The organism is Enterobacter cloacae complex sp. SHL009 (assembly GCF_049237205.1).
GTDB lineage: Bacteria > Pseudomonadota > Gammaproteobacteria > Enterobacterales > Enterobacteriaceae > Enterobacter > Enterobacter cloacae_M.
The window spans coordinates 266,869-281,360 of sequence record NZ_JBMKIW010000001.1; the positions used below are offsets into that span (position 1 = coordinate 266,869).

Genomic DNA, 14,492 nt, shown 5'->3' on the forward strand with positions numbered 1-14,492 from the left:
TGACGATGCGACTAATTCGGGGTATTCGTTATCTGTGCCTGTGCATTTAGTGCAGACACTGTTTTCTTTCCACCAGACAAAAGAATGAGGGAAACGAGGCATGAAGAGACAGAAACGAGATCGCCTGGAACGGGCTCATCAACGTGGTTATCAGGCCGGCATCGCTGGACGTTCTAAAGAAATGTGTCCTTATCAGACGATAAATCAAAGGTCACAATGGCTTGGAGGCTGGCGAGAAGCCATCGGCGACAGGGCACTCATAGCCTGATAACGTCTCTTTCAAAAAAGAAACCTCCGCAATGCGGAGGTTTCGCCTTTCTGGGGGTGCCAAAAGCACGATCAGAAAGCTGAAGTATCCTGGAACAGGCCAACTTTCAGGTCGCTTGCGCTATAGATCAGACGACCGTCGACCAGCACTTCGCCATCTGCCAGGCCCATAATCAGGCGGCGGTTAACGATGCGCTTGAAGTGAATGCGATAGGTCACTTTCTTCGCCGTAGGCAGAACCTGGCCAGTGAATTTTACTTCGCCCACGCCCAGCGCGCGGCCTTTACCTTCGCCGCCCAGCCAGCCCAGATAGAAGCCAACCAGCTGCCACATGGCATCCAGGCCCAGACAGCCAGGCATTACCGGATCGCCAATAAAGTGGCAACCGAAGAACCACAGGTCCGGGTTGATATCGAGTTCTGCTTCTACGTAACCCTTATCGAAGTTGCCGCCGGTTTCGGTCATTTTCACGACACGGTCCATCATCAGCATGTTCGGGGCCGGTAACTGTGGGCCTTTAGCGCCAAACAGTTCACCGCGACCAGAGGCAAGAAGATCTTCTTTTGTATAGGATTCGCGTTTATCTACCATGTTCTCAGTAAGCCTTATTTTAGTGAAGGACGCAGGATAGCTAACACGTGTACGCTGAACAAGTCCGATCAGTTCGAACTAAACCAGCCCAGCCAGCGTAACGGCCATGGATAACGATGACGAGCATCCTGCTGTGTCGCCTGAGCTATGCGCTCCTGGATAGTCTGCATCAGGGTGGTTTGCCCTTCGCCATCCCAAACCAGATTTGTCAGTAAGGGTAGAGCATCCTCAATCCCTTCGATGGCCCAGATGGCGAATTGCTCTTGCTCAACCGCATCCAGAATATCCTGACTGAGGCTCAAATGGCGTGCGTTGGGAGCAGGAATAATCACACCCTGTTTGCCGTTTAAACCGCGCTGCTGACAGATAGAGAAGAAGCCTTCAATTTTTTCGTTGAGGCCTCCCACTGGCTGTGCACGACCGAACTGATCCACCGAACCGGTGATCGCGATGTTCTGATTGATGGGCACTTCCGCCAGGGCGCTGATTAAGGCGCACAGCTCGGCCATAGAGGCGCTATCGCCATCCACTTCGCTGTAGGACTGCTCAAACGTCAGCGAGGCGGAGAAGGGGATCTGTTGCTCAAGCTGCAGCTCTGACATCAAAAACGCCTGCATGATCATCATGCCTTTCGCGTGAATGTTGCCGCCCAGCTCGGCTTTCCGTTCGATATCGGTGAACTCGCCATCGCCAATGTGCACAACGCAGCTGATACGGGACGGTTCCCCGAATGCGCGCGGATGACCGGGAAATTCAATCACCGACAGGGCGTTGATCTGCCCGACGCGTTCGCCTTCGGTTTCCACCAGAATTTGTTCCAGCAGAATTTCATCCTGCATACGGTCGGCAAGATAGCCTTCTCGCCACTCACGCTGAGCCAGCATCTGAGTGAGCTGTTCGCCGGTGAACGCCCCGTTACCGCTGATCACACCCACTTCACGCAGCTGTTTGCCGATCCAGAGCGGGCAAAGCGGCAGCGTTTCCTGGTCACCGGTGTAGCGTACCGCTTCGCGGATTAAGCCCGGCCACGCGTCAGCCGCAGGGGTTGGCAGCGCAAAACGTTCAGCAACGGCCATCACCCACTGGCACCACTGCGCCATATCGTCGGCGTCAGCAATCTGGGTGTTGTCTTCGTATTCGCTATACACCGCCTGCTCAGCGAGTTCTGGCTCCATTTCCTGGAAGTCCGCCAGCGATTCACGGTCGCCCGTCAGCACGACGGTCAGCGACAGCGGCATAGACGGAACAGAGACAGGCAAAGGACGAGACTCATCGTAGCCGGCCCAGTCGAAACGATGCTGGTGCACGATAGTTTTCAGACGCATCCACAGCAGCGGCTGCGAGAGCAGGGTACGCAGTGAGATGATGAGAACACCGCCATTTGCGCGATGTACCAGCCCCGGCTGCAGCGAAAGTTCGCCATTAAACTGGCGCAGACAACCAAAGAGTTGTTCCGCCTCGACCCAGTTAGCGGTAATCACTTCGCCCTTAGCGGCAAAACGGCCATCGGCCTGCGCCGCCGGTTCGAAAGTGACATCATGTCCCGCAATACGATACTGGCCGCCAAAAACTGCGTTCGCTTCCGGCTTCAACTGGCGCACGGCATCTCCGAGCAGCGTCAGGTATTCCGCTTCTTCCGGGGCCTTGAGCAGCATGAAGGGCGCTGTTGCCCATGGGCTTAACACCTGCTCCAGCGCATAATGCAAACGAGGCTGCGTATCGCTAAGGATGAATTCGTGTTCTTTTGCGAGTTCGGGCTGTGCAAACAGTTCCTGGTAACTTTCGGTATCCGGAACAAGGTCACGCCATGCAAGTTTCGTAATGGTCAAAGTTGATGTTTTTTAGTCAGATGTAAAAGCGTGGAGTATACCGTAAGCGGGGGGCTGTACCCAAGCAGGATTGGGGATTTCGACAGGGCGATTGGCTGCATTCACTCACAGGATATGATTTCTTTTCAGCAGATTGCTAAAAAACTGATATTCTGAACAGAGTTACGTGGTAACACTGAGATCGCAATGAAATATCAACAACTGGAAAATCTCGAAAGCGGCTGGAAATGGAAGTACCTGGTCAAAAAGCACCGTGAAGGGGAGCTGATCACCTGCTACATCGAAGCCAGCGCTGCGCAAGAAGCCGTGGATATTTTGCTGACCCTCGAAAATGAACCGGTACAGGTTAACGGCTGGATTGAGAAACACATCAATCCTGCGCTGTTGAACCGGATGAAGCAAACTATCCGTGCCCGACGCAAACGGCATTTTAATGCTGAGCATCAGCACACTCGCAAAAAATCAATCGATCTGGAGTTCGTTGTCTGGCAACGCCTGGCTGGGCTGGCACAACGACGGGGCAAAACGCTTTCGGAAACCATCGTGCAGCTGATTGAGGATGCCGAACATAAAGAGAAGTACGCCAACCAGATGTCGACGCTGAAGAACGACCTTCAGGCTCTGTTGGGTAAAAAATAGATTTTTCTTTTCTTCAGACAATAAAAAACCCCGCATGGCGGGGTTTTTTTATAAGACGATAACTTATGCCGCTGGCTGAGTTACAACGTCTTTGATGCCTTTAACTTCGATCTCTACGCGACGATCTGGAGCCAGGCAGTCGATCAGTGCAGCGCGAGCTTTCACGTTGTCACAGGTGTTGCCAGTAACTGGGTTAGATTCGCCCATACCACGTGGGGAGATCTTGTTAGCTGGGATACCTTTAGAGATCAGGTAATCAACAACAGACTGAGCACGTTTCTCAGACAGTTTCTGGTTGTAAGCGTCAGAACCGATACGGTCGGTGAAGCCCAGAACCACTACGGAACCGTCTTTAGGATCCAGGTTGCTCAGCTGGGTGTACAGCTGATCCAGTGCCTGCTGGCCTTCTGGTTTCAGAGTCGCTTTGTTGAAGTTGAACAGAACGTCAGACTTCAGAGTGAAGTGCTTGGTCTGTACTTCTGGAGCTGGAGCCGGCGCTGGAGCAACAACTGGTGCTGCTTCTTCCTGCTGACCGAAACGGTAGGAAACACCTACGCTCAGCATGCCGTTGTCTGGACGAACACCAACGGTGTTGCCGTCGCCGATGTTGTTAACCCACTGGTATTCCAGACGGGTAGCGATGTCACGGGTCATAGCCCACTCAACGCCACCAGCGAATACTGGGGAAACACCGGTGTCATGGTTGTCACCAGAGATGTTGTTGCTGGAATCTGCGCGCCATACCATGCCGCCCAGACGGGTGTACACGTCCAGATCGTCAGTGATTGGGTAGCCCAGTTTAGCGGTCAGCTGAACGCCCTGTGCTTTGAAAGCGCCGTTGATGGTGTCGCCTTTGTATGGCATACGACCTAACCAGTCGTAACCCATTTCAAAACCAACATACGGGTTAACCTGATAGCCACCGAACGCACCTGCACCAAGCTGGCTCTCGTGAGTTGGGCCATCATTGTTCAGGCTGCTGTTGTACCAGCCGGTGTCATGGAACTGAGACCAGCCCAGTTTACCACCTGCATACCAGGTATTATCTTTCGGAGCGGCCTGCGCTACGGTAGCGAAGCCAGCCAGTGCCACTGCAATCGCGATAGCTGTCTTTTTCATTTTTTGCGCCTCGTTATCATCCAAAATTCGCCATGAAAGTCTCAGGAGAGAATCACGGTTAAATCCTTCACCGGGGGGCGTGGTCAAATATAAATCTACCGATATCTTCGGCTTAGGCCGAGCACCCCTGGCGATGTAAAGTCTACAACGTAGCTGAAAACTTACAAGTGTGAAGTCCGTCAGGCATATGAAAAAAAAAGTTCCGTATACCGATTATTTAACATTTTTCGAACGAATTTTGTGCAATAAAATTAAGGAGAACCGCACCAGACAAGCCTTGCCGCAATTTTGTGACCGGGAACTTTAATGCCATCTTGAGGTCAAAAAAAATTCCAGGAAAAATCTTAATTTCACTCAATGATACAAATTTGAGTGAATTTTTAGCCCAGAAAGTTGTCCTCTGCGGTAAGAATCCGATCGAACCGGACGCATAATGAACCCGATCGCATTCCCTTCTTCGGCTGCTTCAGTCAGACGGTAATGCTCCTCTTCCGTCAGTTCTTCCGGTAACCATCCAATCACCACGCTGTAATTTCCGGTGCGTAAGGCGCGGATCATCGATTCTACGGTATCGCACGGCGGGAGCTGATTAATCTGCATGACCTTGGTAAGCGGAAGGCCTGCGGACTGAACCCACTCACGGCTCAGTTTTTGCTGAGGCGTGAGCCAAAGCTGCCAGCGCGATTGCTGACCAAGCTGTTGTAATAACGGCAACAACAGAAGTTGCGTCAACAGGGGCTGGTCTTCACGATAAACCACTTCACTGATAAGCCCCGTGGAAACACGCTCGACGGAATTCTGCGCGACATTGCCTGCGGTAGAAGAGAGAGAGGTTGAGCGATTCGCATAGCCTGAAGTGTGCATATTCATTCCAGCCCTGTAGTTACTGTATGGATATACAGTAACCCCTGTATGCATAAAGATCAACCTCATTTTCGGAAAGCGACTCGCAAAATTCATTCAATGTTGATGTCCCTCGAAAAATCATCTTGCTCATCGGCGATAAGTTGCCTATTTTCCTGCTAACGGATCCGCTAGTAGGAAATTTCGTTGTTACTTTATGATTTTGAAGGGAAATATCATGAAAAAGATATCTTATGAACGGATTTATAAATCCCAGGAATACCTCTCCCCGTTGGGCGAGATTCATCATCGCGCGCTGTTTGGAGGCTATACCCTGGCGGTGGATGATGCGGTTTTTGCCATGGTGTCAGACGGAGAGCTTTATCTTCGCGCCTGTGAGGAGAGTGCGAAATACTGTGTAAAAAATGCCTCCTCTTTTTTAACGTTGATGAAGCGAGGCCGCCCGGTGCTGCTCAACTATTATCGTGTGGATGATGGATTATGGCAGGACAGGGAGCGGTTGCTTCAGCTCTCCTCGTTTGCGCTCAGTGCGGCAAGAAAAGAACGCTATCAGCGCCATCAACGAAACCGACTTAAGGATCTGCCAAACCTGACCTTTCAGCTTGAAGTCTTGCTCTTTGAAGCTGGCATCACCAATGAGGAAACGCTGCGGGCGCTGGGTGCAAGAGCGAGCTGGCTAAAGATGCGGGCAAAAAACAAAGCGCTCAGTATTAAAGTTCTCTTCGCGCTGGAAGGGGCTATCGAGGGGCTGCATGAGGCGGCACTCCCGGCAGGCATTCGCCGGGAGCTAACGGAGTGGTTTAATGCGCTGCCTGAGCCACAGGAGAATCACTCCTCCAGGTAGCGATTTGCTGTTGCAGCCGGCAAATTTCAGGCAGCAGAGCGATAAGCAGGCCTATCTGCTGAAGTACCAGCGGCGCTTTGCTGTCGTTTCCAGGGTCAAGATGCGCAATGCGTTGAGCCAGTTCATCCAGCGCCTGTTGAACGCGCGGCTCATCGGCCGGTCGGTGATGAAGTGCGTCATCGACATAACAGACGGCATCATCGAGCAGGTTGAGAATGCCCGGGTTGGTGAGTTTCTCACGGTGGGCACCGAGCGTCGAAATATAGCTGGTGAACGTATGGTTCAGGCAGAGCAGGCGGAACGCAGTCTCACGGATCTCCGCCGTGGCCCGAGGCTCCGTTGACATGTTAGAGACAACGGAGGCCAGTTCTGCGTCACTGTTATGCGCGTCGCGACGGGCTATCCGATAAGCCAGGCGGTTATCACGCCCCTGGTGGTACTGCTCCAGGATTGCGTCAAGGTATCGACAGTTGGCGTTCATCGCCCTGTCCACTACGCGCGGCAAATTGCGGAAACGCCAGTCCGGCCAGATAAAGCTGACCGCGGCCCAGGCAATCGCACAGCCAATCAGGGTATCGATCACGCGGGGCAGGGCAACTTCAAACCCTTCACCCAGCAGGTTAAAGCAGAGCAGCACCAGCAGCGTAATGAACATGGTGGCGTGGGCGTACTGCACGTTGCGAAACGCGAAGAACAGCACGCCGGTGATCACAATCAGGATCAGTTGACCTTCAACGGAGGGCACAAAATAGAGCACCGGAAGGCCAATCGCGACGCCGACCAGCGTGCCGATAATACGCAGCGCAAGACGGTGTCGGGTGGCGTTATAGTTCGGCTGGCAGACGAACAGGCTGGTCAGCAGGATCCAGTAGCCGTGGTGCAGCCCGGTTATCTGGATAAAGGCATACCCAACGCACAGCACCAGCGACATTCTTACCGCGTGGCGAAAGAGTGCCGACTCAGGCGTAAAGTTGCGGCTCAGCCGCAGCCACATATCGCTAACGCTGTGCACGCTGTCATCAGCAAGCTGATTTTCCACCTCACTGCCCGGCAGCGCCATCGCCTGTTCGGACTCAATGGTTGCCAGCTGAGCATCAATCGCCCGCAGGTTGTTAAGCAGAAAGCCCAGCGCTTTGATGTGCTCCTGTGACGTTCCGCTGGCCTGAACGCGGTCGAGCGCCGCATCAAGATGGCTGAATACGCGTTCAAAGCGGGGGTCATGCTGATAGGGCGTGCGCAGCAGAATAGACCGCGAGAGCTGCTGACACGCCTGGGACTGCATGGACAGCAGGCGCTGGAAGCGGAACATCACGTCGCTGTAGCGGAACTTCTCGCGCAGGGCAGCATACTGAACGTGCGAGGAGCTGGCGCGTTCATGAATATCCTGGGCGGCAAAATAGTAGTGTAAGGTCCTTCGGGTTCCGCGCTGGCCGCGATCGCCGCGCAGACGGGTAAGCAGAGAGGCTTTTGTCTGGTTAAGGGTGGCGACCAGCTGGCCGTTTGCCAGCGCCAGATCGTAGAGCGGAGCCTGGCTTTCTTCCTCGATATCCGGGTCGAACAGCCGGGATTTCAGTTCCAGATAGTGGGCTAACTGCTCAAAGCTGCGGGCAAGGTTATCCTGCAGCGGGCGAACCGGGAAGATCAGATGACCGGTTAGCGTCAGCAGATTATACCAGATGGCGCCCAGCATCAGGAGAACCGGCTGCTGGTACCACTGGTCATACAGGGAAACGCCCAGCATGGTGTAGATGGCGATCAGCAATGCACCAAACGCGATGGTGGCATAGCGTTGCCCGAGGCCGCCCAGCAAAATAAACCCGCTGGTTGAGAGCGTAAGGCCCAGGGCAAACAGCCAGGGCCACGGGAAAAGCAGCTCAACGGACGCTGAAGCAATGAAAAAGCAGACGAGCGTAATGACCAGGTTACGTAAACGCCCGGCCAGACGATCGTCCAGGTCCGCCAGCGCCCCGGCCACCACCCCCAGCGTGAGCGGAATGGTGAGTTTGACATCATTCAGCCACCAGGGCAGGGCAGCCGTGCCGCAAAGCGCGATAAATATCCTGACGTTGTAGAGCCAGGTGCTGTTCCAGGTATAACGGCGAAGCAGTGGGCTTAGCATAAACGCGGCCGGTCCTTATTTACTGAAAACGACGACGCGCGTTTGCTTCACGCGCCGCCTGGGCCACTTCTACCGGAACAACCCTGCGACCGACGGGCCAAAGGGCGATGGCGGCGATCTTAAAGTTTGCGATCCCCACCGGAATGCCAATAATCGTGATGCACTGTGCAATACCGGCAAAAATATGCATGATGCACAGCCACCAGCCGAAGAAAATCAGCCACAGAATGTTCAGCAGGGTTCCGCCCGTATTCATCAGGGCGTTTTTGCTCTCCGGATTCAGCTCGTCAACGTGGATGGCTTCATTCCCGTAGGGGATTAAGGAGAGTTTAGTGATTTCCCAGCAGGAACGGGTCAGGGGAAGCGTGAAAATCAGGACGATGCTCACCAGCGTGGCAAAAAGCCAGGAAAGGGTGGTGGCAAAACCGCCCAGCACAAAATTCAACACATTCAGAACGGTACGCATAAACCCTCACTTCCTTTCGATAAAATTAACGCCCAATGATTGTAACGTTTTTTTAGGCTGGAGCACCTTAAAACTGGCAGTTAAACTGTCAGGTAAATTATCTCTTCGTGGACTTGGCGGAACATGGAACTGAAAGCAACCTCGTTAGGCAAACGCCTGGCGCAACACCCTTACGACAGGGTGGTTCTCCTTAATGCCGGGGTGAAAGTCTCCGGGGAACGCCACGAATACCTTATTCCGTTTAACCAGCTTCTGGCTATCCACTGTAAACGCGGGCTGGTGTGGGGCGAGCTGGAGTTCGTTCTGCCTGACGATAAAGTCGTGCGTCTTCACGGCACCGAGTGGGCGGAAACCCAGCGTTTCCATCATCACCTGAATGCGCTGTGGCAGCAGTGGAGCCAGGATATGAGCGTAATTGCCGCCCAGGTGCTGCAGCAGGTGCTGGACGATATCGCGCAGAGCAACGCACAACACGCGTGGCTGACCCGTCAGCAGACCGCCGGGCTGCAGCAAAAGATCCGACACGCACTCTCGGCGCTGCCGCTCTCCGTGACGCGTCTCGACGAGTTTGACAACTGTCGCGACGCCTGGCGCCAGTGTCAGGCCTGGCTGAACGATAAGGGTAAAAGCCGTCTCGCTCATAATCAGGCGTGGACGGACGCCATGCTCACCCAATACGCCGACTTTTTCAGTACGGTGGAATCTTCACCGCTCAATCCGGCCCAGGCGCGCGCGGTGGTCAACGGCGAGCAGTCGCTGCTGGTGCTGGCGGGGGCCGGTAGCGGTAAAACGTCGGTGCTGGTGGCGCGTGCCGGCTGGCTGCTGACGACCGGAGAAGCGGTAGCCGATCAAATACTGCTTCTGGCCTTTGGCCGCAAGGCTGCCCGGGAGATGGACGAACGTATCCAGGAGCGCCTGCACACCCGGGATATCACGGCCAGAACCTTCCATGCCCTTGCGCTGCATATTATTCAGCAGGGCAGTAAAAAAGTGCCTTCCATCAGTAAGCTGGAAAACGACGCGCAGGCGCGTCAGGCGCTGTTCATCAAAACGTGGCGCCAGCAGTGCAGTGAGAAAAAAGCGCAGGCGAAAGGGTGGCGTCAGTGGCTGGAGGAGGAGCTCGGCTGGGAGGTGCCAGAGGGCAGTTTCTGGCAGGATGACCAACTGGCGCGTCGTCTGGGTTCGCGACTTGACCGCTGGGTCAGCCTGATGCGAATGCACGGTGGAACGCAGGCAGAGATGATTGAAAGCGCGCCGGAGGCGATCCGCGATCTGTTTTCGAAACGGGTCAAGCTGATGGCTCCGCTGCTGAAAGCCTGGAAAACCGCGCTGAAAGAGGAAAATGCCGTCGATTTCTCCGGTTTAATCCATCAGGCCATCATCATTCTTGAAAAGGGACGTTTTGTCAGCCCGTGGAAACACATTCTGGTGGATGAGTTCCAGGACATCTCTCCGCAGCGTGCTGCACTGCTCTCGGCGCTAAGGGCGCAAAATAAACATACGTCGCTGTTTGCGGTGGGTGACGACTGGCAGGCCATCTATCGCTTCAGCGGGGCGCAGCTCTCCCTGACGACCGCGTTCCACCACTATTTTGGCGAAGGGGATCGTAGCGATCTGGACACCACTTACCGCTTCAATTCACGCATTGGTGAGATCGCCAACCGCTTTATCCAGCAAAACCCGCATCAGCTGGCCAAGCCGCTCAATAGCCTGCGCCCAGGGGATAAAAAAGCGGTCACCCTGCTGGCGGATGACCAGCTGGAGCCGCTGCTGGACAAGCTCAGCGGCTACGCGAAGCCCGATGAACGTATTCTGGTACTGGCGCGCTACCATCACCTTAAGCCCGCGGCGCTGGAAAAAGCCGCCACCCGCTGGCCGAAACTGCAGCTTGAATTTATGACCATTCACGCCAGCAAAGGGCAGCAGGCTGACTATGTGATTGTGGTGGGGCTGAAAGAGGGGAGCGACGGTTTCCCGGCTCCGGCCCGCGAGTCGGTGATGGAAGAGGCCCTGCTGCCGGTGCCGGAAGATTTCCCGGATGCCGAAGAGCGGCGTTTGCTGTATGTGGCCATCACCCGCGCGCGGCATCGCGTGTGGCTGCTGTTCAATAAAGAGGAGCCATCCGTGTTTGTCGATATCCTGAAGAGTATTGATGTGCCGGTAGCGCGTAAGCCATAACGATGTCAGGCAAGATTTTCCAGGCCGGGTAAGGCGTAGCCGCTACCCGGCAAAAAAGCTACTTCAGTCTATCGGAAAGATAACGCTGATAGTCCGGAATAAGGATATCAACCGGCGAGTTAAACTGCGGTGATTCGATGATGAAATCCGCCGTCGACAGGTTCGTCGCCACCGGAATATTCCACACCGTCGCCAGGCGCAGCAGCGCTTTAACATCCGGATCGTGCGGAACCGCGTTCAGCGGGTCCCAGAAGAAGATCAGCACATCAATTTTCCCTTCGGAAATCTGCGCGCCGACCTGCTGATCGCCGCCCATCGGACCGCTCAGCATGGCATTCACCTGCAGACCCGTTTCGCGCTGGATCAGGTTACCGGTGGTGCCGGTCGCCGACAGGGCGTGCTTTTCCAGCGAAGACTGATGGCGGCGAACCCAGTTAAGCAGCATTTGTTTACAGTGATCGTGCGCCACAAGAGCAATGTGTTTGCGCTCAGGCAGCGTGCGTGTTGTCAATTCCATAATCATATCCATCAGGTTAACTGACTACACGATGACGGGAACCGTCTGACGCTGCAAGAGAAAGGCGTAAAAAATGTGGCTTATGATGAAGGTTGTTGTTTTGCCCACTGTAAAAATCGGGCCCGCGTGTCGGGATCGGCCTGCTGGAACCAGAATTTAAGGCGCTGTTCCGTCAGGGTCTGGGACTGGGGAGGAATAACGTCCAGTTCAGAGACGCCGGATAAAAGCGTACTGTCGTCCGCCATCATGGTGGCAAACTGCGGAAGCGAGGCGCGTTTCCCCGCTTTATTATAGGTCTGGGTCGCGGCCTCGTAATCCGGGCCTTTCGGTGAGGTGGTTAACGCCAGAATATCCAGCTTCACCGGAATCGGCATCGCATCCCCGTCCAGCAGTTCAACGCGGGGTGACGCGTCGAAGGCCGCAGATTCCTTCTCCGTTTCAAGGCGAGGCAGGGTGATATTCACCTGACTGATTTGCCGGGTATTAAAGCTGACGATCAGCGGCGGGGAGATGTACATCCGTTGCTCGTGATTAGCCAGACCGATCGGCTTTTCTACCCGGAAGACCAGCTGATGCGGCCCGTTATCTAACTCGATACTGTCCGCACCGCGCAATAACGAGCTGGAGACCTTTTTTCCGTCCAGTACAAGGAGATCAATGTCGGTAGAGAGCCGGAGCGTGGTAGCAAAAACGCAGACCGGCATCACTAACGCAATCAGAGCAGTGGCAATACCGGTTTTCATAGAAGGCTCCCGTCAGAAATCCTGTCGCCGCATTAATGTATCTAAATTTTTCGATAATCACGTTTACTAACATATAGACATATTTCACCGTTTTGCCCTCATGCATCTGTATGGGATGGATGGTTGAGATGTGCGGTTTGGCGTACACTTTCAAAAAAGCCAGGAGAAAAACCATGAAAGAGAACGATATTGCCGAGATTCTGACATCCACGCGTACCATTGCGCTGGTGGGCGCGAGCGATAAACCCGATCGCCCAAGCTATCGGGTGATGAAATACCTTCTCGATCAGGGCTATCACGTTATCCCGGTCTCGCCAAAAGTGGCGGGGAAAACCTTATTGGGCCAGCAGGGTTATGCCACGCTCGCTGAGGTGCCGGAAAAAATTGATATGGTCGATGTCTTCCGTAATTCCGAGGCGGCGTGGGAAGTGGCGCAGGACGCTATCGCCGTAGGGGCAAAAACGCTGTGGATGCAGCTTGGTGTGATTAACGAGCAGGCCGCCGTGCTGGCGCGGGATGCGGGGTTGAAGGTTGTCATGGACCGCTGTCCCGCGATTGACATCCCCCGTCTGGGGCTGGCGAAGTAATAAAAAAAAGCCCGTATCGGGCTTTTTTTACACGCTTAGTTCCGCAGGCGCGGGGCCTGTAACTGTTTGCGGATAGTCTGAGCAAGTTCATCCATTGTGGGTTGCTCCGGATGCTCTTCCTGCAGCTCGCTACTCAGCTGCGCTTCGGCCAGATAGGTGTGAACGGGTTGTCCATCATCACCTTCCATTACCACGTGGTACCAGGGCGCGGCGCGAAGCTCTGCGTTCACCGCCAGCTCGTCTGCTGACGGTTCATCAAGGGAATACTCCGGGTCGATATCCACGACCACACCCAAATACCCTAGCAAAGTGTGGCGGACCTGCTGGCCGATACCGAATTTGCTGGCAATCATAGTCACCTCCCGGGAAATACGACTTACACGTTATGTGCGGGCAATATTTCTCTTTTCAAGTTACATGACGCGACAGGCAAACCCTTTCAGATACAGTCCTTCCGGGTAGGTAGCAATCACGGGGTGATCGGCTGCCTGACGGAACTGCTCTATAAATTGTACATCACGGCCAGCATCTATTGCGGCATCGGCGATGATTTTCTGAAATAAATCTGTGGTCATCAGGCCGGAGCAGGAGAAGGTGAGCAGAACCCCACCCGGGTTCAGAAGCTGGATAGCCAGCATGTTGATATCTTTATACCCACGGCACGCGCCCATCAGCTGGCTTTTGTTTTCCACAAACTTTGGCGGATCCATCACGATGACGTCGAACTTCTCGCCCTGATCGCGATATTTACGCAGCAGCTTGAAGACGTCATCGCGGACAAACTCCGCTTTGCTCAAATCCAGCTTGTTGAGCTCGACGTTCTGTTTTGCCACGTCCAGCGCTTCCTGCGAGGTGTCCACGCTGACCACCTGAGCACAGCCGCCCATCAGCGCCGAAACGGCAAAACCGCCGGTATAGGAGAAGCAGTTCAGCACGCGTTTGTCGGCAACATACTGACGCGTAGCCAGACGGCTGTCGCGCTGGTCGAGGTAGTAACCCGTTTTGTGCCCGCCCTGAATATCCACCAGCAGCTTCATGCCGTGCTCTTCAATCGGCAGCAGGGCCGGTGGCAGTTCGCCCGTTACGGGCCCCTGAGTCAGCTCCATGCCTTCTTTTTTGCGCACCGCCACATCGCTGCGGTCATAAATGGCACACTGCGGGAACAGCGTTTGTAGCGCGCCGATCAGCGCGGCACGCTGGTATTCCGCTCCGGCGCTCAGGAGCTGCAGTACCAGGAAGTCACCGAAGCGATCGATGGTCACGCCCGGCAGGCCGTCGGACTCACCGGCGATCAGGCGGTAGCTGTCCAGCCCGTCACGTTTTGCCAGCCAGTCGCGCCACTGCTGCGCCTGCTGCAGGCGGCGAACGAAGAAGTCGATGTCGATGGTTTCATCTTTATCAAACGTCCAGACGCGAGCACGGATCTGGGACGCTGGCGAGTAGGCGCCGCGCGCTAACCATTTCCCCTGATGGTCAACGATATCAATGGTTTCACCGAGGCTGGCTTTGCCTTCCATACGGGCAACCGCGCCGGAAAAGACCCAGGGATGATGGCGCAGTAATGATTTCTCGCGCCCTTTGGCTAACACTAAACGTACACTCATAATTTGCTGTTCTGTCGATTTCAGGAAATGGCGCGTAGATTACCACATTCAGCAAGGCGCAATCATCTGCGGATGCCGTTGAGCGTTTCGGCACAAAATCAAATCGCTTAGGCACATTACGATAT

The 14,492-nt window shown here is 54.7% G+C and carries 15 protein-coding genes; 5 read left to right on the forward strand and 10 right to left on the reverse strand.

Features of this window, described 5'->3' with window-relative positions; all coding sequences use genetic code 11:
- The first annotated feature begins 100 nt into the window (after positions 1-100).
- On the forward strand, positions 101-268 hold the full coding sequence (rmf, locus tag ACOTZC_RS01180) for a ribosome modulation factor (RefSeq protein WP_013097261.1): 168 nt from the start codon (positions 101-103) through the stop codon (positions 266-268).
- A gap of 71 nt (positions 269-339) precedes the next feature.
- Here the strand turns inward: rmf and fabA are convergent, their stop codons facing one another.
- Positions 340-858, reverse strand: coding sequence for a 3-hydroxyacyl-[acyl-carrier-protein] dehydratase FabA (gene fabA, locus ACOTZC_RS01185; RefSeq protein ID WP_008499931.1), 519 nt, complete (start codon positions 856-858; stop codon positions 340-342).
- 68 nt (positions 859-926) lie between these two features.
- The gene (locus tag ACOTZC_RS01190) at positions 927-2,687 is read right to left on the reverse strand and encodes an AAA family ATPase (protein ID WP_421635554.1); all 1,761 of its coding nucleotides are present in this window, start codon (positions 2,685-2,687) and stop codon (positions 927-929) included.
- Positions 2,688-2,873: 186 nt separating this feature from the next.
- Between ACOTZC_RS01190 and matP the strand changes: the two genes are divergently transcribed.
- Positions 2,874-3,326: a macrodomain Ter protein MatP gene (matP, locus tag ACOTZC_RS01195; RefSeq protein WP_008499929.1), complete on the forward strand. Its 453-nt coding sequence runs from the start codon at positions 2,874-2,876 to the stop codon at positions 3,324-3,326.
- A gap of 63 nt (positions 3,327-3,389) precedes the next feature.
- Here the strand turns inward: matP and ompA are convergent, their stop codons facing one another.
- Positions 3,390-4,445, reverse strand: a complete 1,056-nt coding sequence (ompA, locus tag ACOTZC_RS01200; protein WP_023311028.1) for a porin OmpA — start codon at positions 4,443-4,445, stop codon at positions 3,390-3,392.
- 354 nt (positions 4,446-4,799) lie between these two features.
- On the reverse strand, positions 4,800-5,309 hold the full coding sequence (gene sulA / locus ACOTZC_RS01205) for an SOS-induced cell division inhibitor SulA (RefSeq protein WP_032668147.1): 510 nt from the start codon (positions 5,307-5,309) through the stop codon (positions 4,800-4,802).
- Positions 5,310-5,526: 217 nt separating this feature from the next.
- On the opposite strand from sulA, the gene ACOTZC_RS01210 reads away from it, so the two are divergent.
- Positions 5,527-6,153, forward strand: a complete 627-nt coding sequence (locus ACOTZC_RS01210; protein WP_023311030.1) for a TfoX/Sxy family DNA transformation protein — start codon at positions 5,527-5,529, stop codon at positions 6,151-6,153.
- Here the strand turns inward: ACOTZC_RS01210 and yccS are convergent.
- Both yccS and ACOTZC_RS01220 read right to left on the reverse strand, forming a co-directional pair.
- A complete protein-coding gene (gene yccS / locus ACOTZC_RS01215) occupies positions 6,110-8,272 on the reverse strand; it encodes a YccS family putative transporter (protein ID WP_023311031.1) in 2,163 nt (720 codons plus the stop codon). The two genes, ACOTZC_RS01210 and yccS, sit on opposite strands and share 44 nt — an antisense overlap.
- Positions 8,273-8,291: 19 nt before the next feature.
- A complete protein-coding gene (locus tag ACOTZC_RS01220) occupies positions 8,292-8,738 on the reverse strand; it encodes a YccF domain-containing protein (RefSeq protein WP_023311032.1) in 447 nt (148 codons plus the stop codon).
- 123 nt (positions 8,739-8,861) lie between these two features.
- Between ACOTZC_RS01220 and helD the strand changes: the two genes are divergently transcribed.
- Positions 8,862-10,916 (forward strand): DNA helicase IV, encoded by a 2,055-nt coding sequence (gene helD, locus ACOTZC_RS01225; RefSeq protein ID WP_045401671.1) that lies wholly within the window; start codon positions 8,862-8,864, stop codon positions 10,914-10,916.
- Between the two features lie 58 nt (positions 10,917-10,974).
- Here helD and mgsA read toward each other — a convergent pair whose 3' ends face one another.
- Positions 10,975-11,433 (reverse strand): methylglyoxal synthase, encoded by a 459-nt coding sequence (gene mgsA, locus ACOTZC_RS01230; RefSeq protein ID WP_023311034.1) that lies wholly within the window; start codon positions 11,431-11,433, stop codon positions 10,975-10,977.
- 80 nt (positions 11,434-11,513) lie between these two features.
- Positions 11,514-12,176, reverse strand: coding sequence for a curli synthesis inhibitor (csgI, locus tag ACOTZC_RS01235; RefSeq protein ID WP_023311035.1), 663 nt, complete (start codon positions 12,174-12,176; stop codon positions 11,514-11,516).
- Positions 12,177-12,349: 173 nt separating this feature from the next.
- On the opposite strand from csgI, the gene ACOTZC_RS01240 reads away from it, so the two are divergent.
- The gene (locus tag ACOTZC_RS01240) at positions 12,350-12,763 is read left to right on the forward strand and encodes a CoA-binding protein (protein ID WP_023311036.1); all 414 of its coding nucleotides are present in this window, start codon (positions 12,350-12,352) and stop codon (positions 12,761-12,763) included.
- 35 nt (positions 12,764-12,798) lie between these two features.
- On the opposite strand, the gene hspQ is transcribed toward ACOTZC_RS01240, so the two are convergent.
- Positions 12,799-13,116, reverse strand: coding sequence for a heat shock protein HspQ (hspQ, locus tag ACOTZC_RS01245; RefSeq protein WP_008499919.1), 318 nt, complete (start codon positions 13,114-13,116; stop codon positions 12,799-12,801).
- A 60-nt stretch (positions 13,117-13,176) separates the two neighbouring features.
- On the reverse strand, positions 13,177-14,367 hold the full coding sequence (rlmI, locus tag ACOTZC_RS01250) for a 23S rRNA (cytosine(1962)-C(5))-methyltransferase RlmI (RefSeq protein ID WP_163353656.1): 1,191 nt from the start codon (positions 14,365-14,367) through the stop codon (positions 13,177-13,179).
- Positions 14,368-14,492 lie beyond the last annotated feature (125 nt).